A 19,588-nucleotide genomic window follows, 5' to 3' on the forward strand; every position below is an offset into this window, starting at 1 on the left:
AGTGCGGGCCGGCCGGACGTCCTCCCGGACGCCCGGAGGGCCCGGGGACCAGACGTCCCCGGGCCCTCCGCCGCGCCGTGTCGCTGGATCAGCCGATCAGGTGCGAGACACCCGCGTCGCCCGAGGACTGGGTGTTCTGGCCGACGTTGCAGATCTGCTTCGGGGTGCTGTTGAGGATCGGCACCTCGACCGGGACGGCCACGCCGAGCACGCCGACGGCGACGTTGTGGATCTCCGGCAGGCAGATGTTCGCGTTGTCGAGGGTGTGGAAGTTCGGGCTGTGGTCGCCGTGGGTGCCGGTCTGGTTGGTGCCGCCGTTGCCCTGGACCGAGACGGCCGAGCCGTCCGAGTCGGCGATGGCGGAGGCCGAGCCGGCGGACATCGCGATGGCGGCGGCGGCGAGGCCGGCGGCGGCGAGGGACTTCTTGATCATTTCGGTGTTCCTCTCGGGGGATGAATCGGGGAGCGATTCGAAGGGTGGTTCAGGAGGGGGTGACGCAGGTGGGGGCGAGCGGGTCAGCCGATCAGGTGGGAGACGCCCGAGTCGCCCTTGGTCTGGGTGCCCTGGCCCTGGGTGCAGTACTGCTTGCCACCGCTGTTGGCGATCGGGACCTCGACCGGGACGGCCACGCCGAGCACGCCGACGGCGATGTTGTGGATCTCCGGCAGGCAGACGTTCGCGTTGTCCAGGAAGTGGAAGTTCGGGCTGTGGTCGCCGACGGTGCCGGTGAAGTTGGTGCCGCCGTTGCCCTGGAAGGACCCGGCGGAGCCGTCCGAGTCGCCGATGGCCGAGGCCGGCGCCGCGGCGGCGGCCAGCGCGGCGGCGGCCAGGCCGGCGGCGGCGAAGGACTTCTGGATCATGGGGAGATCCCTCTCTGAAATGCTCTTGAGTTTCCGTGCGTACAACGCGTACAACGCTCAGACCCGGTCTGCGGTCACTGACGTTCAGATCAAAGAATGACGGCACGGAAGGTTACGGGGATTTTTGAAAAGAGTCCGGGAGGCGCGACCGGGAGCGCTTTCCGGTCGGATTATTAGCCCGAATCGGTTAACGGCCGCAATCCGGGATCCGAGTGGCTCGTTGAGACAGATTGCTTTGGGCTGCGCCCGCGCAGCCCTTCCCCCAGAGGTCTCCAGTACGAACAGGCAGAACGGTGAAAAGCATGAGGTTCTCCAAGCGGGCCGGCGCGATGCTGCTGGCGGTCGGTGCGGGCGTACTCGCCTCCCAGGGGGCGGCGTCCGCCGCCGCCCCGGTCAGCCCCGAGCAGGTCGGGGCGCTGGAGGACCAGCTGGCGACCCAGCAGGTCCCGGTGGACGTGCCGGTGGCGCCGCTGGGCAGCCGGATCTCGGGCGGCATCCCGACCTCGCTGGTGATGCCCCCGGTGCCCGCGCACACCACCGGTGACGCGCTGATCCCCGAGCGGATCGTGCCCGCCCTCGGCACCGGCAAGGTGGGCCCGACCGCCAAGGCCGAGCTGCCGCTGCCGCTGGTCGACGAGGGCGCGGACCTCGGCGAGCTGCTGCTGGACGCCCCGTCCGCGCCGCTGCACGCCGACACCCCCGGGCTGGGTCTGGGCAAGCCGCTCTCGGTCGTCCAGGACGGCACCGGCCAGCTCGCCGGCGGCCGGGTCAAGGTGGACGAGATCGACCCGCGGCTGGTCACCGGTGCGGTCCAGGCCGTCCCGGGGGCCAAGGCCACCCTCGGCAACGAGGACGAGCGGATCTCGGTGACCGACTCGGTGGGCGGCCTGGCGACCACCACGACCGCGACGGCCACCGGTGTGGTGCAGGAGACCGGCCTGGCCGGCCTCGCCCAGCTGTAGCCGCACCCCGCGCCGCAGCACGCGCGAGAGCCCGGCACCCCGCTCCGAAGGGGGTGCCGGGCTCTCGCGCGTACGGCCGCGGGGTGTGCCGGCTCAGCCGGGCAGTGCGCCGAGCAGCTGGCCGACCACCGGCAGGTCGCGCGGCCCGCCGCCCGCGCTGAGCGGGCCGGTGAGCGTCTCGGTGCCGATCGGTGCCAGGCCGGTGTTCTCCGGCCGGACGGTCGCGCCGTTGTTCAGCACGTCGGCCGAGGAGTTGGCCCACGGGTCCAGGCGCAGGTCCTTGACCGGCGCGACGCCGTAGCCGAGGCCGGTGGTCGTGCCGCCGAGCGCCTGGGCGAGGTCGGTCTTGGCCAGCGCCGCGCCGCCTTCGGCCGGGGCCGCGTGCGCGGCACCCGCACCGCCGCCGAGCAGCATCGCGGCACCCAGGGCGGCGGCGAGGCCGGCCCCGCTCTTCTTCGAAACCATGCGGAATCACCCTTCGGGGGAGTGGGTCCCGGGGCGGCCGGACCGCGCCCGGATACGCCGAACCGCCCCCCGGCCGGTGGGCCGGGGGGCAGTGCGGCCGGAACGCGTGCCGATCGGGATCAGCAGTCGTCCTCGACGTGGTGGTGGTGGTCCGCCTCGGCGTTGATGCAGGTGTTGCCGAACGCCGGGTTCAGCAGGCCGACGACGTTGACGGAGTTGCCGCACAGGTTGACCGGGATGTGCACCGGGACCTGGAGCTGGTTGCCGGAGACGACACCGGGCGAGCCGGCGGCGACGCCCTCCGCGCCGGAGCTGGCGGAGGCGGCGCCCGCCGCACCCATCACCAGGCCGGCGGCGGCGGCGGAGAGGACGGCGGCCTTCTTCACGTTCTGCATGGGGGTTGATCTCCTCGATCACACACGGGTGGAGCGGGCCGCACCCCGCCGGTGGCGGGGTGCGGCACGGATGCGGTGACGCGGTGGTCGCCGGTGCGGCGACCGACCGGTCAGCCGTGGTTGATGCAGGTGTTGCCGAACGCCGGGTTCAGGATGCTGATGATCCCGATGGAGTTGCCGCAGACGTTGACCGGGATGTGCACCGGGATCTGGATCTGGTTGCCGGAGAGCACACCCGGGGAGCCGGCGGCGACGCCCTGGGCACCGGAGCTGGCGAACGCGCCGCCCGCCGCACCGACCACCAGACCGGCGGTGGCGAGGGACAGGGCGGCGGCCTTCTTGAGGTTACGCATGTGGTTCTTCCTCCGTTTTCTGCCCGACCGTCAGTGGAAATAGTCGGGAGCCGGGCGAGGTGAAATCCTTGCCCGTTGGCTTCTGGGAATGCCGTGATTGTCACTCGGGCGGCCCAGGTGACGCGTGTCGCCCATGGCTCGGGCGATGGTCGGCCGCCGCTTCACCGCGCGCCGCGAACAATTCCCGCACGGCCGGGAAGAATTCGTGCAGACGCGCGACCAGGAGGAATTCCGGACGGGCTTGGACCGGCGTCGGATCTCCCGGAGTCGAGATGCCGCCCGGCGGGGCGGGCCGGGCGGCGGTGCCGCCCGGGATCAGGCGTTGACGCAGGTGTTGCCGAACGCCGGGTTGAGCACGCCGACCACGTCGATCGAGTTGCCGCACAGGTTGACCGGGATGTGCACCGGGACCTGGAGCTGGTTGCCCGAAGCCACACCGGGCGAGTCGGCCGCGACGCCCTCGGCGGACGCGCCGTGGGCGTGGTGGGCGGCGGCAGCGCCGGCACCGGCGGCCAGCAGGGCGACGGTGGCCGCGGTGCCGAGGACGCCGTTGGCGAGCTTGCGCATGTGCAGGACTCGATTCGTCGTAGAGGGCGGGGTGGAGCGTGTTCCGCCAGGGAGAACGAGGCAGCGCCCGGGGGGAAACGGTCGGATGTGGTGATCACCCGAATGCCTGGTGAGCCGGTCCGTTCCTCCGGATGGGTGACAGTGAGGGTGCCCTCGCAACCGGCTCGACCGGGTCTCGTTGGAGATGTCGCACTCCCCGTGCATCTCTGTCGAACAGTCAGGAGGCTCTTATGAGCATCAAGAAGACGGCCGCCGTCGGCGCCGCTGTGGTCGGCATCGTGGCGGCCGGTGCCGGCACCGCGATGGCCAGCTCCGGTGCGGAGGGTGTTGCCGCGGGTTCCCCCGGTGTCATCTCCGGCAACCAGCTGCAGGTTCCGGTTCACGTCCCGGTCAACCTGTGCGGCAACACCATCGACATCATCGGCCTGCTGAACCCCGCGTTCGGCAACACCTGCGTCAACAACGGCTGACCTGCGTCCGGTCCGGCCGCTGCGAGCCGCCGTTCCCGCGCTTCCCTCCTGGGGTGCGGGGCGGCGGCTCTCGGCGTGCCCGGGGCCGGCCGGTCCGTCGCGCGCGGCCCGTCCGGTCCTGCCGTCCGGTCCGGACGGCTCCGGCGGCTCCGGCGGCTCCGTCGGCTCCGTCGGCGCGGCGTCAACTGCCGGTGCTGTCACGAGCCTTGTTGCATTACTTGTCAGTACCTAGAATATGAGACCTGCTCACCTTTCTTCGCTCCGAAGCTCCCACGCTCCGAACCGTCCGGCACCCCCCGGTCGGGCGGCCCCCACCCGCAAGGAGTCGCGTGTGATCAGGTCACGATGGGCAGGTGCGCGGCGGAACAGGACGGTCGCGCGCCGCTCCCCCTACGGTGCGCTGCTGGCGACGGGCGCCCTCGTCGCCACCCTCGGCCTGGCCGGAACCCCCGCCGCCCTCGCCGACAACGCCCCGGCCGCCCCCACGGCCGCCGCCACCCGCCCGGCCGCGATCGTCGCCCTGGGCGACAGCGCCATCTCCGGGGAGGGCGCCGGCACCGACACCGGTGACGGCTACTTCCCCGAGACCGACAGCCCCACCAACTACTGCCACCGGCACCCCAAGTCGGAGATCTTCGTCACCGACATCCCCGGCGTCACCCCGATCGACCTCGCCTGCTCCGGTGCCCAGACCGGCGACCTGGTCAGCGACCCCGAGCTGGCGAGGATCACCGGCCCCGGCAGCGGCGACTTCGGCGAGGCCAAGCAGGACGTCCAACTCGCCGGCGTGGCCGCCCGGTACGACGTGAAGCTGGTCGTCGTCACCATCGGCGCCAACGACGACTTCGACTTCAGCGGGATCATGATGCACTGCCTCGCGCAGTACTTCCCGATCCCCAAGGACCAGGGCTGTCGCGACACCATCGGCAGCGCCGAGATCACCCGGCGGGCGCAGAACGTCCGGTTCAAGGTGGTCGCCGCACTGCAGAACATCCGGCAGACCATGCGGAGGGCCGGCTACGCCGACGACTCGTACCAGCTGGTCTACCAGTCGTACTTCAACCCGATCACCCCGGACATCCGGCGCAACGACTACCTCGGCAAGATCGCCGACGGCTGCCCGGCCTTCCCCGAGGACCTGGCCTGGGGCCACAACTGGGTGGTGCCGCTCTTCAGCGACGCACTGCGCGGCGCGGTCGAACAGGTGCCCGGCGTCCGCTACCTCGACCAGCGGCGGGTCGCCTTCGGGCACGAGGTCTGCGCGGGGTGGACCAGTTCCCCGTACGAGTACACCAACGGGGACGTCATCAACCTCTCCGAGTGGGTCCGCAACGGCTGCGACCAGCAGATCGGCATCCCCGGCCTGTGCATGAACATGGTCCGCCAGTCGTACCACCTGCGGGTGGCCGGCTACCGGGGCGAGGGCGTCTGCCTCGGCCGGTTCTACGCCCGGACCGACCTCGCCCAGGCCTACTGCACGCTCGACCAGCGGAACACCACCTCGATCGAACCGCTCACCCCCGGCAGGCCGATCGCCGACGTGCCCGAGGACGGCGCCTGGTACCAGCTCACCAACGCGGCCGACGGCCGGGTGCTGGACCTCAGCGGCGGCGGGACGTACGGGGACGCCACCAACGGCCGGGCCGCCATCACCCATCCGGCCACCGGCGGCCTCAACCAGTCCTTCGTCCTGGAGGTCGGGGCCGGCGGCAGCCACGAGCTCGGCTTCAGCGGCAACCGCGCCATGTGCCTGGACGCCGACGGCGGCTCCACCGCCCCCGGCACCCGGATCCAGCAGTGGCGGTGCAACGGCGGCGGCAACCAGCACTGGTTCGTGAAGCCGGCCGGCGACGGCCTCTGGAAGCTCGCCGACTCCCAGGACCAGGGCAAGGTCGTCACCGCCTCCGGCCGGCTCGACGCCAGGGGCAACCCGCTCGTCGAGCTCGCCGCCGACACCGGCGCCCCCGCCCAGCTCTGGCGGCTCACCAAGCTCGGCATCGCCCACCTGCACGACTGACCGCCCCTCCAGGCCGTCGCCGCCCCGCTGCCCGGGGCGGCGGCGGCCCCGTCGCGCCGCCGTCCGGTCCGGCCCTCCGGGGAGGGAGGGACGGACACGGAAGGTTGGGGTGGGGCGGGGAAGGGTGGTGTCGTAGGCTCGCCCGGCGTCGCTGTGTCGGTCGGCGCGCCGGTCGCGAGTGGGGCGGGGAGTCCAGAGCTGATGAGCACGGCATCGAGCACCGAGTCGTCGGGCGGTGGCGCGGGAATGCCGCCGGCCTCCCCGGAGACGGCGGAGCGGACGGTCGGCACGGAGCCGGAGCAGGGGCGGTTCGCCGCCGCGGTCGACCGGTTCGCGCCCGCGCTCGGCGCGTACGCGGTGGTGAAGGCGACCGGGCTGACCGTCTTCCTCCTGCTGCTCTCGCACACCGAGGACTTCCTGAAGAAGGACCCGGGGCGCGGCGGCGGTGCCCAGCCGTGGGACGTACTGGGCACCTGGGACGGCATCTGGTACCAGCGGATCGCCGAGAACGGCTACGACCCGCAGCTGATCCCGCTGCACGGCTACCCGCTGGCCACCTACTACGAGAACTCGGCCGCGTTCTTCCCGCTCTACCCCTGGCTGATGCGCATGGTCGGGGCGGTCACCGGGCTGGGCCCGTACGGCTCGGGCATCGTCGTATCGGTGCTCGCCTCGTTCGTCGCGGCGGCCGGGATCTTCGCGATCGCCGAGCGGCTCGGCGGGTTCCGGGCGGGTGTGATCGCGGCGGTGATCTGGGGGCTCTTCCCGGGCTCGGGAGTGGAGTGGGCGGTCTACTCGGACTCGCTCTTCGTCGCCCTGTCCGCCTGGGCCTGCTACTGCGTGATGACCCACCGCTGGCTGACCGCCGGGACGCTCGCCCTGGTGGCCGGGCTCAACCGGCCGACCGCCGCGGCGCTGATCGCGGCGGTCTCGATCACCGCCCTGGTGGCGCTGGTCCGGCGCACCGACGGGGTGGCCCGCCCGCTGACCGCGATGATGATCACCCCGTGGGGCCTGCTCTGGTACGTCGCCTGGGTCGGCTACCGGATGGGCGACTGGACCGGCTACTTCAAGCTGCAGCGCGGGGCCTGGAACCGGTACTTCGACTGGGGCGCCTCGACCGCCCGCACCACCCTGGACGTGGTCACCGGGCACTGGACGTTCTGGCAGTCCAACCCCGCGCCGGACCTGATCGCGGTGGCCCTGCTGATCGCCCTGCCGGGGCTGCTGGTGCTCCTGCTGAGGCTGCGGCCGCCGCTGGTGCTGGTGGTCTACACGCTGCTCACCCTGTTCACCGCGCTGAGCAGCAACCAGATCTACGGCAACATCTCGCGCTACCTGCTGCCGGCCTTCCCGCTGTTCATCGGCCTGGCGATCGCGCTGCGCCGGCTGCGGCCGACGACGGTGGCGGGCCTGTTCGCCATGCCCGCGGTGGCGGCCGGCTGGTACGCCGGGTACGCGCTGTTCGAGCTCGGCATCCCGTAGGGAGGGCGCGTCCGGGCGGAGCCGCGGCTCCGCCCCGCCGTCGCTCCAGCCCCGCCGTCGCTCCAGCCCCCGCCCCGCCGTCGCCCCGCCATCGCTCCCGCACGGGATCATCCGCCAGCGGACGGCGTTGCTAACCTCGGAAGCATGACGACGAGCCCGCCCGTGCGCCAGATCCGCGACATCTCCGGCCTGCTGGATCACGCCAGCCACGTCCTGGCGACCAGGATGGCGGCCGCCTTCACCGAGCTCGGCATCACGCCGCGCGCGTACTGCGTGCTCTTCCACGCGATGGAGACCGAGCGCACCCAGATCCAGCTGGCCGAGCTCGCTGACCTGGACAAGACCACCATGGTGGTGACGGTGGACGAGCTGGAGAAGGCCGGGCTGGCCGAGCGCCGCCCGTCCGCCACCGACCGCCGGGCCCGGATCATCTCGGTCACCGAGGCGGGCGAGCGGGCCGTCGTGCAGGGCACGGCGATCGCGGACCGGGTGCACCGGGAGGTGCTGGAGTCGCTCCCGGGGGACGAGCGGACGGTCTTCGTCGCGGCGCTGACCCGGCTGGTGGGCGGCGCGCTGGCGGAGCCGGTGGAGAGCGACCGCACGGTCCGCCGGGCGCGCCGTTCCCGGAGCTGACGGGAGCCGAAGGGCGAGGAAGTCACAAAGAGGACGATCCCTCCAGGGACTTTCCCGAGAAAGATAGTCCCGAACAAAACAATCTGCTAGCGTCTCTCCCGGTACTCGACGAACCGGGAGACCCGCCATGACCACGCACGCCCCCGTGCGGCAGACCGCCGACAAGGCGTCAGCCGCACCCGCCCGCTCCCGCGCGCTCGCCCTGGCGGTGCTCTGCGCGGGAATGCTGATGATCATCCTGGACGGCTCGATCGTCACCGTCGCCCTGCCGGCCATCCAGCAGGACCTCGGCTTCACCTCCGCCGACCTCACCTGGACCGTCAACGCCTACCTGATCGCCTTCGGCGGGCTGCTGCTGCTCGCCGGCCGGCTCGGGGACCTCGTCGGCCGCAAGAAGGTGTTCGTCGCCGGCCTCCTCCTCTTCACCGCGGCCTCGCTGCTCTGCGCACTCGCCACCGACCAGGGGATGCTGATCGCCGCCCGCTTCCTCCAGGGCGTCGGCGGCGCGCTGGCCTCCTCGGTCAGCCTCGGCATGATCGTCACCCTCTTCCCCGAGCCGGGCGAGCGCGGCCGCGCCATCGGCGCGTTCAGCTTCGTCGGCGCGGCCGGCGCCTCGATCGGACAGGTGCTCGGCGGCGTCCTCACCGAGGCCCTGGACTGGCACTGGATCTTCCTGATCAACCTGCCGCTCGGCCTGGCCGCCGCGGTGCTGGCCGGCCGCGTCCTGGCCGCCGACCGGGGCCCCGGACTGCGGGCCGGGGCCGACGCCCTCGGGGCCGTGCTGATCACCGCGGCGCTGATGCTCGGCATCTTCACCATCGTCGGCACCGCCGAGCACGGCTGGGCCTCCGCGCGCACCCTCGGCCTCGGTGCGCTCTCCGCCGCCCTGCTGGCCGGCTTCCTGGTCCGCCAGGCCCGCGCCGCCCACCCGCTGCTGCCGCTGCGGATGTTCCGCTCGCGGGCCGTCTCCGGCGCCAACGCGGTGCAGGTGCTGGCCGTCTCCGGGCTGTTCGGCTTCCAGATCCTGGTCGCCCTCTACCTGCAGAACGTGCTCGGCTACGGCGCCGCCGCCACCGGTCTCGCGATGCTCCCGGCGGCCGTCGCGGTCGGCGCCGTCTCGCTGCTGCTCTCCGCCCGGCTGAACGCCCGGTTCGGCGAGCGCAACGTCCTGCTGGCCGGCCTGGCCCTGCTGGTCGCGGCACTCGGCCTGCTGGTCCGGCTGCCCGTCGACGCCGGCTACGCCGTCCACCTGCTGCCGACCATGCTGCTCGTCGGCGGCGGCGGGCTGGTGCTCTCGGGCCTCACCACGCTGGGCATGTCCGGCGCGGGGGAGGCCGACGCGGGGACGGCGTCCGGGCTCTTCAACACCACCCAGCAGGTCGGCGCGGCGCTCGGGGTGGCGGTGCTCTCCACCCTCGCGAGCTCCCGGGCCGCCGACCTCACCGCCGCCGGCCACCCCGCCGCCGAGGCCCTCACCGACGGCTTCCGGCTCGCCTTCGCGGTGGCCACCGGGCTGCTCGTGCTGGCCTTCGCGCTCACGGCGGTGGTGCTGCGCCCGGCGAAGTGACCGCCCGGCCGGGGGCGCTCGGCCGGACCGCGGCCGCGGCGGGTTCCACGGCGGGCTCCACCCGGCAGGCCCGGACCGCTCCCGGCGAGCGGCCCGGGCCTGCCGGGTGGAGCCCTGCCGGGTCGAGCCTTGCCGGGTCGAGCCTTGCCGGGCCGGGCCGGGCCGGCCTCCGCGCCGCGGAACGCCGCGGAGGCCGGAACCCGGGGCCGTACGCCACCGGTGCGGCCCCGGGCTCGGCCCCGGTGCGGCCCGGTACACCCGCGTACGGCCCCGGACGGCGCCCCTCACCCGGCGCGGCCGAAGGCGGTTTCCGGTCGGCTTGTATGCTCCACCTGGCACCAGGGGGGCGTTCCCTGGCAGCCGTTCGTTCGATGGCACAGCCGTGAGAGGTGCGGGGATGTCGGGTCGCCGAGACAGGAGTCAGCCCAGCGTGGCCCGGCCGCGTTCGGAGGGCTCGACCGGCTCGGCGGGTTCCACGGGCGGCCCCACCGGCTCCGGCACCCGGGCACCCGCGGCTCCCGTTGCCAAGGACGGCGCCACGGGCTCGATCCCGGCCCCCCGCCCCGGCGGACGGGCCGAGGCCCGGAAGGCCGCGCAGGGCCGCGGCGGCCGCGGTGGCCAGGGCGGCGACGGCGGTCAGGGCGGGGGCTCCGGGCACCGCAGGTCCGGCGGACGCGGCAAGAAGCCCGAGCGGAACGTCAAGAAGATCGTCGGCTGGACGGCGGTCGGCGCCCTGGTGCTCATAGCCGGCACCGGTGGCGCGATCTACTTCAAGCTCAGCGGGAACATCAAGACCTTCGACCAGGACGCGGTCAGCAAGGACCGCCCGCCGGAGGCCACCGCGGACGCCAACGGCAACAAGCCGGTGAACATCCTGCTGATCGGCTCCGACAGCCGCGGCGGGGGGAACTCCGACCTCGGCGGCGGCAACGCCGAGGGCGCCCGTTCGGACACCACGATCCTCCTGCACGTCTACGCCGACCACAAGAACGCCATCGGCGTCTCGATCCCGCGCAACACCCTGGCCGTGATCCCCCCGTGCAAGCAGCCCAACGGGAAGTGGACCAAGGAGCAGAAGGGCGACGAGGTCCTCTTCAACGCCGCGTTCGAGGTGGGCGGCTCGCCGGACGGCAACCCGGCCTGCACCCAGAACACGGTGGAGAAGCTCACCGGGATCCGGGTGGACCACACCATCGTCGTGGACTTCGCGGGCTTCGCCTCGATGACCAAGGCCGTCGGGGGCGTCGAGGTCTGCCTCCCCAAGGCCATCTACGAGGGCGACATCAACCCGAACCTCAACAAGAAGGGCGCGCAGGTCCTGCCGTCCGGCAAGCAGAAGGTGGACGGCCAGAAGGCCCTCGACTACGTCCGGCTGCGGCACGGCATCGGCGACGGCTCCGACATCGGCCGGATGAAGCGTCAGCAGGCCTTCATGAGCTCGATGATCAGCACCGTGAAGAAGCAGGGGCTCGACCCCACCACCCTGCTGCCGCTGGCCGACGCCGCCACCAAGTCGCTCCGCGTCGACGAGGGCCTGAACTCGGTCGACAAGCTGATGTCCCTCGCCCTCTCGCTCAAGGGCATCGACCTGCACGACCTCAAGTTCGTCACCCCGCCGTGGCGCTACCACGGCGCCAACCTCGACCTGGTGAAGCCCGACGCCGACAAGCTGTGGGAGGCCATCCGGGCCGACCACACCCTCGACGGCAAGGACGCCACCGGGCAGCAGCCCGACGCGCCCGCGGCGCCGGAGACCCCGGCCGCCCCGGCGCCGGCCGTGCCGACCACCACCGCCCCGCCCACGACCGCGGCCGTGACGACCCCGGTCAAGGTGGCGGTGTACAACGGAACAACCGTCAACGGCCTGGCGGGCAAGGCGAGCGAGGCCCTCAAGGCGGCGAAGTTCACCGTCACCGGCACCATGACGGCGAAGTCCACCAACAAGGCGACCACCACGATCGAGTACGGCGCCGGGCAGAAGGCCAACGCCGAGAAGGTCGCCGCGCTCTTCCCCGGGGCCACCCTGACGACCAGTTCGGCGGCGGGGATCAGCCTCGTGCTCGGCAAGGACTACGCCGACGCCAACGGCGGCGCCGCCGTCTCGGGAGCCCCCGCCAGTGCGACCGCTCCCGCCGAGCCCGCCCCGCTGCCCACCTCGGTCACCGAGGAGGCCCGCTCGGCCGACGACGACATCTGCGCCAACACCACCTACGGCTCCGGCGGCTGACCCGCCGACAGGTCCGGCCCCGACATCACGTCAGGGCCGGATCCGTGCGTTCCGGGGGGGGCGGAGCCGGGCCCCGAGGCCGGGGCCGGCCCGCAGGCATCAGGGCCCGCGGGTACCAGGGCCCGCGGGTACGAGGGCCCACGGGCGTCAGGGCCGGACGGAGCTCAGGGCCAGACCAGGCAGTACAGCTGGTGGCCCGCGTCGTGGAGGCGGTTGGCGAAGTCCTGCCACTCGTGCAGCTATTGGCCCCTGCGAGTCCGTGACCTGCGGTTTCGTCGCTAAAACGCCGCTGACCAGCGGAAACTACCTTCAGTAGTTGACGCTGGTCAGCGGCGTTTTTCACCCCCATGTGCCCTGGATGTGCCCTCGTTTCGCGCTGGCTTTCAGTGCCTTGCGCCGCGCTTGTCGGAGCTCGTAGACGTGCACTGTGGTGCGAGTGCCGACGTCCTGCATCGGCTCAAGCCAGCGCGGCGACCGTCTGCTGTGCCAGAGCCGCGATGGCGACCAGACCAGGTACACCGCCGCAGTGCTGGTACACCGAGCTCATGAGGACCCGCAGTCCGACAGGATCCTCTCCAGCCAGGTGAAGGCGTTGCTCCACAGCGGAGATCTCTTCGAGGCAGGCTTGCGGCTGTGCCAGCTGTGTGGCGTGCCGCTCGACGGCTTCGCGCAGCTGCTGCAACTGCTGCCGTGCTTCGTCGACTGCTCCGTCGTCGGTGGCGGCCACGTGCTGGCTCTGGGTGGTGTTCTGTGCGCCCGGCGCATTCTGGATGTTGCCGGTGATGTTGCCCCCCGCGCTGATGCCGCCGTGGGCGGGAGATGGGTTTTGGCGGGGTTCACGGCGGAAGGGCATCATGCCTCCTGGCTCTGGAAGGTGCCGGCGGCACCGGGGGCGTTCTGGATGTTGCCGGTGATGTCGCCGCCAGCCATGACGCCGAAGTTGTAGATGGCCATGGCCTGCGCTTGGTAGGAGCGGGTGTCGATGTGGTGATTTCCGAGGAACGCCTCGACCGTGTCGAAGACCCTGCGCTGCATCATCTGCACGTAACGGCGAGCGTCCTCGTACATGTGCATCTCGTCGATGTACCGGGTCGAGTAGACCTCGCGGAGGCTCACCGGGCCACCTTGGTCCAGCGTGGGCTTCAGCGGCGCGATACGTGTGGAGATGAGGCGGTTCGCAGCCTTCAGCAGGTCGAACAGGGCTTGGAGCCAGGCGGTCCGCTGCCACCGCCACGACAGTGGCGAGAGCGGGCTTGCCCATGCCGCGAGTGCGCTGTTGAGCGGGGCCATGAGATGCGGGCGAACGGTGACCCTGAGGAAGCCGCTCTCGTAGGCGAAGTTGACCAGGATCGAGGCGGCCATCTCTCCACCCCACGAGACGATGCGCGCCCACAGATAGCGCCGGGCTACGTAAGGCCCTGGCCCTCCATCGGGGCGCCCGGCGGCGAGGAACTCCATGCTCTGCCAGGTCGGGTCGTCGAGTCCATCCCACCGTTTGGCGGAGACAGCGGCAACGCCCAGCACCTCGATGTTGGCGAACGGGTGCCCCGGTGCGTGTGACGGAGCGGGGTCGACGAGGCGGGCGGCCACGAAGTCGTGGAGCTCCTCCACCGTGAAGTTCCTGAAGGCATTGGCGGTGCTTTGCTGGCCCGATTCGACCAGCTTCTCCATCTGCACCGGGATGAGGATCGTCTCGGTCCCCTCGGCCTGCTCAGGCTCCTTCGGTGGACGCTTCGGCGCCGGCTCGACATCGATGCCGATCGACGCGGTGGACCAGATCAAGCGCCCAGCCCCGATGAAGTGCTCCTTCGGAACGGGCTTGCCTCGCCACTCCCGGCTGTAGGGCAGGGCCCAGGACTGGAGACGTCTGCCCATGAAGTGCGCCGTTCCGGCGGGCCGTGGGCTGCGGCCCGCCATGAACTCCGATGGCCTCATCCGGTAGAGCAGCTGTTGAGCGGCGAGTCGGTCGAGGTAGAAGGCCAGCCACATGCCGATGGCTACAAGCCCGGCGGCCCATTCCACTGACACCAAGCGCAGCAGGCCGAGGCCGATTCCGGGGGTCGCCAGAAGCGCGATCAAGGGCCGTCTCAGGTAGCGGAGGCGCTGCGCGCGAAGACAGTGGCCCAGTACCAGGGACTCGTCGTATCCGAAGGACGGCAGGGGTCGGCCGACCACAACGCGTCGACGGACCCAGCTGACGTAGTCCTCGCCGACCAGTACCTGCGGTTCTCCCTCGTCCTCACCACCAGTGCTGCCCTTCCCCCGACCTCCGCTGATCTTCGCCAATAGGCGGGTGGCGAAACCGGTCAGGTGGTCGTGCCGCACGTAGGCAATCGCCGAGAGCCTGCGGGTCACCTCCGAAAGTCCCGGAGCAAACGTGTACATGGATGCTGATCCGACCGGGACACCTGGTCCGTCGCTCAGCTGGTCGGCGCCGTCCCCCGCCCCTGACTCGCCGAATCGTCCGGCGGAAGTGGTTGTTGCCGACCATCCCCCTGACGCCATCCGGTCACCCCCCGAAGCCAGATGATCACAGAAAATATCGCGGGATGACCGTACCAAGCACTGGTGGGTCGTAGCCGCCGAACGAGGAAACAGTCCGTGCTCGTGCGGTTGCAGCAGTGGATCGACAGGGAACAAGTGGCCGCCGGACTGGTCAGCTACCTGCGTCTGGCGTCCCGGCCGCCTCGACTGTCTGGCAGATGGATCGGAGCCGGCGCTGTGCAATACCCACCGGGAACAGAACCTGCAGCCCAGGCAACCTACCTGCCGGGCGACGTGCGTCAGCACGGTTTCCCAATCTAGATCCAGTTGCTCGGCGGTCGCTGCGAGAGTCGGAAACAGGTCGATTCCCGCTACCTAAGGAGCGATATGCCGGACAATGCCTTCCCCATCCATCTCCCTGAGCAGCCCGCCGTGCTACCGGGCCGGACCTCCGGGCTGAGGGTTACTGCGTCGGGTGCTCAGCGGTGCACCGGGATGCCCGGTTGCGTCATCGATCACTCGGCCCCGGCCAGCTATGGGGCTCCGTGCAACCAGTTCGATCACCACGGTCCCGAGCACACGATCCACGGTCCCTTCGGAAAACCGGTCTTCACCGTCCGCCGCACCTGGCTCGCAGAGGAGGGCTGCGAACCGGTCATCGAAGGGTGGGGCTACGGCGCTGACCTGGAAATGAACCAGGCCGAGGCTCGCGGATTCGCCGCACAGCTGCGCGACCAGGCCAGCCGGATCGATGAAGAGGCCGAGCGTCTCGGTGCTGTCGGACCCCCTCGAGCCGTCGTCGATGGCTGCCGTGCTCATCCGTGGTGCGTGAAGGGTGTTGCACCGCACTCGGACTGTGAGGGAACCGAGATCACCCTTGAGGCGGTCGACCGCCTCAACTCCGGCCGAGTTGGGCCCTATCTCAGTGCTTACCTGGCAACCTTCGATGGCGAACCGTCCTGTGGGATGCTCCTCGACAACTGGACGGATCTCAACGCTGCCGACCTCCGCCGGGTGATCGACGACATCGAGGCATACCTCCCGAAACTCAGGATCCTCGCCGCGCAGCTTGCGGAGGCCGAAATCAGGAGCGCGGCTGCTCAGGGAATCTCGGCTTGAGTATTTGGCCACCCACACCAATGACCACAAGCGCCGCCTGACAGAACAACTGCCGGGCATCCCGACCGAACGGGCCGAACTTGCTGGTCTCTGGCTCACCCTGCGGCGTCCAGGTCTGCCGGATCCGGCCGACAGCGGCCACCTCCGACGCGTCGGAGGTGGCCGCTAACGTGATCGGTCAGATCGCGTGTCGGCGATCTGTTTGCGGGGGAGGACTCGACCATGGCGAACAGCATCGTGCGGGCGGCCTGGGTGCCGGACGACGATCCCGAGCGGGATTGGGAACTGGCTGCGGACCTTGCTGTGGCGTGGGTCCGGCGAGAGTGCGCCGAGCAGGACGCCGCCGGTGTGCTTGTGGTGAACGCTTTCGGCGTGGAGCAGCAGATTCCGTCGTTGCGCACCTTCGCGGCCGAACACACCGTCACGACGCCACGCGCAGCGCGGAGTCGTGTGGGCAGTGGCGTCGGGCCTGTCCTGGCCTACGTTCCGGACGAGAAGACTCTCAACTTCGCCGTGGGACTCGCTCGCGGGTCGTCGCTCGCCGTCGTGGAGAGTATCGGCGGCTTTCCGCTCCGCGGCTGGGCCAATCAGCTGGGTGCGGTTGATCTGACCAGGCCCGATGAGCAGCCAGCAGAGCTCGGTCCCGAGGTGGCGAAGGCCATCGAGCGACTGAACTTCTACAAGAACAACGGCTTCGGCGACCAATTCGGCAAGGAGCAGGCCCAACGCATCCTGCAGAGCCTGCAGAGCGTGGGGGCGCTGGAACGAGACGTCGTCCTGGGTGCGCTGGCAGCCCAGGGTGCGTCCGCCCGGGCCGTGCGCAACCTCGGCAAGCTGATTGACGGACTCGCCCACTGAGCGCTCGAAGAAGGTGATGGCCGCTCACCCCGGACACGAGTATCGTCCGGCGCCATGGACGAGACGTTCTGGACTGCGGTCAGCGCGATAGCGGCCCTCGCGGCTGTCGGTCTGACGGTGTGGGCGACGCGGCAGGCGGCCACTGCCGCTTCGGCGTCCGCAACGGCGGCTCAGGAGATGACGAGGATCGAACGGGATCGCTGGCATCGGGACCTCACGCCCGAACTGCGGTTCACCTTGGATGGTTCCTCGGGCTCTCCCAGGGCGCTGCGGATCGAGTTGGTGGGGCCGGTCGGTCTCGATCGTCTTGATCGGATCATCCTGTCGGTGCGGGACGAGGCCGGCATTGACCACGCGGCGCTCGCTGCAGATCCTGATCACCGGCCTCAGGAACTGGCCCGGATGATCTGGGGGCCCTATCGCTTCCGGCCGGATGTCAACGGCGTCATGGAGCCGGGCCGGGAAATCGTGCTCGATGGCCTGGAGCGCGGTGAGCAACTGATCCGCCTCATGGAGTACACGCCAGCTCCGAGCTGGTTCGAGGGTGACCCGTTGGGCTGGCACACCCGCAACGCAACGCAGCCTGTACGTCTGCGAGCGGAGTGCCACCGCGACGGACACCGGCCGTGGACTGTGGTCACCGAGCTCCCCTCCCAAGCGAGCGGAGAATGACCACGACGATCACCAGATCTGCGTCCGGCGACAACTGGCAGTGCCGTTGACCTTGGCGCTCAGCGGCGTTACCGGACGAAGAGGCCTACCCGGCGACTTGGTGGGACTTGTAGTCCGAACCACGACGAGGGCGGCTGAAACCTCCTGAACCGACCGCTTCGATCCCTCGGCTCGGCTAGCCTGCTTGGGGTGACGGAAGCGACGTACGAAGCCCCTAGTGGCACGCGCTACAGCGAGATCGCAGAGGATCTGACAGTTCTCGGCGAGGCTTTCGGGCTGGGTGAGGTCCGCGAGTGCCGCTTCCTGCCGGACGGCTTGATGAATGGGAACTGGCGGCTGGATACGGCCGAGGGCTCGTTCGCGTTGAAGCGGATCATGGATGTGCCGTTGCCCCTGGCGCAGCGGAACCTGGCTGTGCTGTCGGGGCTGGCCGACGATGGGCTGCCGGTGGGCAGGGCGAGGGTCTCCTCGGCGGGGGATGCAGTGGTCGAGGTCGCCGGCCGCGGGTACTGCTTGAGCCCGTGGATGGAGGGGAGCCATCTGCCAGGGACGACGCTTTCGATCAGACAGGCTGCTGACCTCGGCGTTCTCCTTGGTCGAATCCACCGGAGCTTGAACGAGGAGCGGCTGGACGGACTGCTGCCGCCCGGGCCGGAGCAGGTGGCCGTCGCGGTGACCACACCCGCCGAGGCATACCAAGAGGCGGACCGGTTCCTCACCCTGATCGCGGGGCTGGAGCGTCGGACAGCGTTCGATGGAGAGGCAGCCGCGGCCGTGGCCGAGCGCAAGGTGCTGTTGGAGAAGTACGGGCACGAGCGCCCGGCCGGTGAGGTGGCGGTCGGTCCGGTGGGCTGGACGCACGGTGACGTGCAGCACCGCAACGTGCTGTGGCGCGACGGCGTGATCGCCGGGGTGATCGACTGGGACCGGATTCGGGTCCGGCCGTTCGGTGAGGAGGTCGCCCGCACCGCCACGGTGCAGTTCGGCGGTGAGGACGGCTTCCTCGACCTGGAGCGGACATCCGCGTTCGTGGCCGGTTACCGGTCGGTGATCTCGCTCCCGGTGCCGGCGCTGGCGGACGCGGTGGAGCGGCTGTGGTGGAAGCGCATGTCGGACTACTGGCAGTTGGTCTTCCACTACGACCGCGACGATCACTCCTGCGACCACCTGTTCCTGCCCGCCGAGCGCTTCCTCGCCTGGTGGACGGAGCGGCGCGGGGACGTGCAGGAGGCGTTCGCGGCTATGCCGTGAGCACGGTGCGGGACAGGACGGCCGCGAGGGCTTCGGCCACCTGCTCCATGTAGTCCGGGGCGGGGACCTGCGGCACCTTGAGGACGATCATCTGGCGCAGGGCCCTGTAGTAGTTCGGCAGGGCGTCCCGGGTCGGCGGCTGGTAGGGGCTGTCGGCGAGGTGGGGCCAGTATCGGGCGGCCAGGTCGAGACGCTGCAGCAGCGGGGTCTGGGTCCAGTCCTCGTACTGGGAGCGGAGGGGGATGCCGGCGGCCCGACACTTCTCGTGGAGCGTCTTCGGGGCGGGCACGCGAAGGTTGATCGTCAGCGGGGTTCCGTACCAGCCGCGGACGGAGAGTTCGCCGATCTCCGGCCAGGCGACGGGCGCGTCGTGTTCCTCCAGGGCCTGGCGGAGGGTGGTCAGGTTCTGTTCGGCGGCGAGCATTCGGCCGGGCAGGGAGCGGAGCTGCCGGCGGGCGATGACGGCGGAGAGGGCGGGCATCCGGTACTTGTAGGCGGCTCCGGTGTCGGCGAGCGGCTTCAGTTCAGGGAGGGTGAGTTCGTCGGTCAGCCGGGCGGGGTGGTGGCCGAGGGTGAGTGCACGCTCGTAGACCTCCCGGTCGGAGGTGGTCAGGACGCCGCCTTCGCCGCCGGAGACGGACTTGGACTCCTGGAGGCTGAAGCACCCAGCGGCTCCCCAGGAGCCGACAGCCCGGCCCTGGTAGGTGGCGCCATGGGCGTGCGAGCAGTCCTCGACGATCGGCAGGTTGGTGGCCTTGGCGAGCTGATCCATGCGAGCGGGGATGCCCCAGGTGTGGGTGGCGAGGACGGCGGAGCACTCGTCGGCGACCTGGGCGACCGCCGTGGCGGCGATGTTGGGGCTGTCCGGCTCGATGTCACAGAAGACGGGGTAGCTGCCGGCCTGGAATACGGCGGTGATGGCGGAGATCCAGGTCATCGGGGAGACGGCGACGCCGGCTTCGGGGTTGGCGCCGACGGCGTGGAGCGCGGCGTGCAGAGAGGCGGTGCCGGAGTTGAACGACAGCGCGTGGCGGGTGCCGGTGAGGCGGGCGAAGGCCGCTTCGAGGGCGTTGGTGGCCGGGCCTCGGTTGATCTCGGAGAGGTGCCCGTCGTCGAGAAGCTTGAGGACGGCGTCCTTCTCTGCCTGCCCGTACTTGGGCTCACGGGGGAACGGGATGGTGACCTTGGGGTCGTTCATGGCG

At 70.8% G+C, this 19,588-nt stretch carries 20 protein-coding genes; 11 read left to right on the top strand and 9 right to left on the bottom strand.

Translation table 11 applies throughout. From position 1 onward, the window contains the following. Window positions 1-88: 88 nt before the first annotated feature. A complete protein-coding gene (locus AC067J_RS05115; protein WP_478296596.1) occupies window positions 89-433 on the bottom strand; it encodes a rodlet layer protein in 345 nt (114 codons plus the stop codon). An 83-nt stretch (window positions 434-516) separates the two neighbouring features. Beyond that, window positions 517-861: a rodlet layer protein gene (locus AC067J_RS05120; RefSeq protein WP_327678144.1), complete on the bottom strand. Its 345-nt coding sequence runs from the start codon at window positions 859-861 to the stop codon at window positions 517-519. Window positions 862-1,163: 302 nt separating this feature from the next. Here AC067J_RS05120 and AC067J_RS05125 point away from each other — a divergent pair, with 302 nt between their 5' ends. Next, a complete protein-coding gene (locus AC067J_RS05125; RefSeq protein WP_478296597.1) occupies window positions 1,164-1,823 on the top strand; it encodes a hypothetical protein in 660 nt (219 codons plus the stop codon). Window positions 1,824-1,916: 93 nt separating this feature from the next. Here the strand turns inward: AC067J_RS05125 and AC067J_RS05130 are convergent, their stop codons facing one another. The 4 genes from AC067J_RS05130 to AC067J_RS05145 form a co-directional block, all read right to left on the bottom strand. Further along, window positions 1,917-2,288 (bottom strand): hypothetical protein, encoded by a 372-nt coding sequence (locus AC067J_RS05130; RefSeq protein ID WP_478296598.1) that lies wholly within the window; start codon window positions 2,286-2,288, stop codon window positions 1,917-1,919. 119 nt (window positions 2,289-2,407) lie between these two features. Then, window positions 2,408-2,683, bottom strand: a complete 276-nt coding sequence (locus AC067J_RS05135; RefSeq protein ID WP_478296599.1) for a chaplin — start codon at window positions 2,681-2,683, stop codon at window positions 2,408-2,410. 110 nt (window positions 2,684-2,793) lie between these two features. After that, window positions 2,794-3,036 (bottom strand): chaplin, encoded by a 243-nt coding sequence (locus tag AC067J_RS05140; protein ID WP_478296600.1) that lies wholly within the window; start codon window positions 3,034-3,036, stop codon window positions 2,794-2,796. Window positions 3,037-3,351: 315 nt separating this feature from the next. Then, window positions 3,352-3,603, bottom strand: coding sequence for a chaplin (locus tag AC067J_RS05145; protein ID WP_478296601.1), 252 nt, complete (start codon window positions 3,601-3,603; stop codon window positions 3,352-3,354). 230 nt (window positions 3,604-3,833) lie between these two features. Between AC067J_RS05145 and AC067J_RS05150 the strand changes: the two genes are divergently transcribed. The 6 genes from AC067J_RS05150 to AC067J_RS05175 all read left to right on the top strand — a co-directional run bounded on the left by AC067J_RS05150 (window position 3,834) and on the right by AC067J_RS05175 (window position 12,002). Next, complete coding sequence (locus AC067J_RS05150; RefSeq protein WP_478296602.1) at window positions 3,834-4,073, top strand: chaplin; 240 nt, start codon at window positions 3,834-3,836, stop codon at window positions 4,071-4,073. Window positions 4,074-4,404: 331 nt separating this feature from the next. Then, window positions 4,405-6,090 (top strand): RICIN domain-containing protein, encoded by a 1,686-nt coding sequence (locus AC067J_RS05155; RefSeq protein WP_478296603.1) that lies wholly within the window; start codon window positions 4,405-4,407, stop codon window positions 6,088-6,090. A gap of 201 nt (window positions 6,091-6,291) precedes the next feature. Beyond that, window positions 6,292-7,575 carry a hypothetical protein gene (locus tag AC067J_RS05160; protein ID WP_478296604.1) on the top strand — a complete coding sequence of 428 codons (1,284 nt, stop codon included), beginning with the start codon at window positions 6,292-6,294 and terminating at the stop codon, window positions 7,573-7,575. A gap of 144 nt (window positions 7,576-7,719) precedes the next feature. Further along, the gene (locus AC067J_RS05165) at window positions 7,720-8,208 is read left to right on the top strand and encodes a MarR family winged helix-turn-helix transcriptional regulator (protein ID WP_478296605.1); all 489 of its coding nucleotides are present in this window, start codon (window positions 7,720-7,722) and stop codon (window positions 8,206-8,208) included. A gap of 127 nt (window positions 8,209-8,335) precedes the next feature. Continuing rightward, window positions 8,336-9,775 (top strand): DHA2 family efflux MFS transporter permease subunit, encoded by a 1,440-nt coding sequence (locus tag AC067J_RS05170; RefSeq protein WP_478296606.1) that lies wholly within the window; start codon window positions 8,336-8,338, stop codon window positions 9,773-9,775. Between the two features lie 430 nt (window positions 9,776-10,205). Continuing rightward, window positions 10,206-12,002, top strand: a complete 1,797-nt coding sequence (locus AC067J_RS05175) for an LCP family protein (RefSeq protein ID WP_478296607.1) — start codon at window positions 10,206-10,208, stop codon at window positions 12,000-12,002. 457 nt (window positions 12,003-12,459) lie between these two features. On the opposite strand, the gene AC067J_RS05180 is transcribed toward AC067J_RS05175, so the two are convergent. Together AC067J_RS05180 and AC067J_RS05185 are read right to left on the bottom strand one after the other, a co-directional pair. Further along, window positions 12,460-12,858 carry a hypothetical protein gene (locus AC067J_RS05180; RefSeq protein WP_478296608.1) on the bottom strand — a complete coding sequence of 133 codons (399 nt, stop codon included), beginning with the start codon at window positions 12,856-12,858 and terminating at the stop codon, window positions 12,460-12,462. Next, window positions 12,855-14,357 (bottom strand): hypothetical protein, encoded by a 1,503-nt coding sequence (locus AC067J_RS05185; protein WP_478296609.1) that lies wholly within the window; start codon window positions 14,355-14,357, stop codon window positions 12,855-12,857. The genes AC067J_RS05180 and AC067J_RS05185 overlap by 4 nt, the downstream gene beginning before the upstream one ends. 516 nt (window positions 14,358-14,873) lie before the next feature. Here AC067J_RS05185 and AC067J_RS05190 point away from each other — a divergent pair. The 4 genes from AC067J_RS05190 (at window position 14,874) to AC067J_RS05205 (ending at window position 18,386) form a co-directional block, all read left to right on the top strand. Beyond that, the gene (locus tag AC067J_RS05190; protein ID WP_478296610.1) at window positions 14,874-15,605 is read left to right on the top strand and encodes a hypothetical protein; all 732 of its coding nucleotides are present in this window, start codon (window positions 14,874-14,876) and stop codon (window positions 15,603-15,605) included. 222 nt (window positions 15,606-15,827) lie between these two features. Continuing rightward, the gene (locus AC067J_RS05195) at window positions 15,828-16,463 is read left to right on the top strand and encodes a hypothetical protein (protein ID WP_478296611.1); all 636 of its coding nucleotides are present in this window, start codon (window positions 15,828-15,830) and stop codon (window positions 16,461-16,463) included. Window positions 16,464-16,517: 54 nt separating this feature from the next. Then, a complete protein-coding gene (locus AC067J_RS05200; RefSeq protein ID WP_266270072.1) occupies window positions 16,518-17,135 on the top strand; it encodes a hypothetical protein in 618 nt (205 codons plus the stop codon). 189 nt (window positions 17,136-17,324) lie between these two features. Then, complete coding sequence (locus tag AC067J_RS05205) at window positions 17,325-18,386, top strand: phosphotransferase (RefSeq protein WP_478296612.1); 1,062 nt, start codon at window positions 17,325-17,327, stop codon at window positions 18,384-18,386. Here the strand turns inward: AC067J_RS05205 and AC067J_RS05210 are convergent. After that, window positions 18,376-19,584 (bottom strand): DegT/DnrJ/EryC1/StrS family aminotransferase, encoded by a 1,209-nt coding sequence (locus AC067J_RS05210; RefSeq protein WP_478296613.1) that lies wholly within the window; start codon window positions 19,582-19,584, stop codon window positions 18,376-18,378. The two genes, AC067J_RS05205 and AC067J_RS05210, sit on opposite strands and share 11 nt — an antisense overlap. Window positions 19,585-19,588 lie beyond the last annotated feature (4 nt).

The organism is Kitasatospora sp. NPDC042419 (assembly GCF_056437345.1).

Bases quoted from the DNA above. Each gene is read 5' to 3' on its own strand.
- AC067J_RS05200 (WP_266270072.1), top strand. From the start codon at position 16,518: ATGGACGAGACGTTCTGGACTGCGGTCAGCGCGATAGCGGCCCTCGCG.
- AC067J_RS05165 (WP_478296605.1), top strand. From the start codon at position 7,720: ATGACGACGAGCCCGCCCGTGCGCCAGATCCGCGACATCTCCGGCCTG.
- AC067J_RS05140 (WP_478296600.1), bottom strand. From the start codon at position 3,036: ATGCGTAACCTCAAGAAGGCCGCCGCCCTGTCCCTCGCCACCGCCGGT.
- AC067J_RS05130 (WP_478296598.1), bottom strand. From the start codon at position 2,288: ATGGTTTCGAAGAAGAGCGGGGCCGGCCTCGCCGCCGCCCTGGGTGCC.
- AC067J_RS05120 (WP_327678144.1), bottom strand. From the start codon at position 861: ATGATCCAGAAGTCCTTCGCCGCCGCCGGCCTGGCCGCCGCCGCGCTG.
- AC067J_RS05145 (WP_478296601.1), bottom strand. From the start codon at position 3,603: ATGCGCAAGCTCGCCAACGGCGTCCTCGGCACCGCGGCCACCGTCGCC.
- AC067J_RS05150 (WP_478296602.1), top strand. From the start codon at position 3,834: ATGAGCATCAAGAAGACGGCCGCCGTCGGCGCCGCTGTGGTCGGCATC.
- AC067J_RS05190 (WP_478296610.1), top strand. From the start codon at position 14,874: ATGCCGGACAATGCCTTCCCCATCCATCTCCCTGAGCAGCCCGCCGTG.
- AC067J_RS05170 (WP_478296606.1), top strand. From the start codon at position 8,336: ATGACCACGCACGCCCCCGTGCGGCAGACCGCCGACAAGGCGTCAGCC.
- AC067J_RS05180 (WP_478296608.1), bottom strand. From the start codon at position 12,858: ATGATGCCCTTCCGCCGTGAACCCCGCCAAAACCCATCTCCCGCCCAC.
- AC067J_RS05115 (WP_478296596.1), bottom strand. From the start codon at position 433: ATGATCAAGAAGTCCCTCGCCGCCGCCGGCCTCGCCGCCGCCGCCATC.
- AC067J_RS05125 (WP_478296597.1), top strand. From the start codon at position 1,164: ATGAGGTTCTCCAAGCGGGCCGGCGCGATGCTGCTGGCGGTCGGTGCG.
- AC067J_RS05135 (WP_478296599.1), bottom strand. From the start codon at position 2,683: ATGCAGAACGTGAAGAAGGCCGCCGTCCTCTCCGCCGCCGCCGCCGGC.
- AC067J_RS05210 (WP_478296613.1), bottom strand. From the start codon at position 19,584: ATGAACGACCCCAAGGTCACCATCCCGTTCCCCCGTGAGCCCAAGTAC.
- AC067J_RS05195 (WP_478296611.1), top strand. From the start codon at position 15,828: ATGGCGAACAGCATCGTGCGGGCGGCCTGGGTGCCGGACGACGATCCC.
- AC067J_RS05160 (WP_478296604.1), top strand. From the start codon at position 6,292: ATGAGCACGGCATCGAGCACCGAGTCGTCGGGCGGTGGCGCGGGAATG.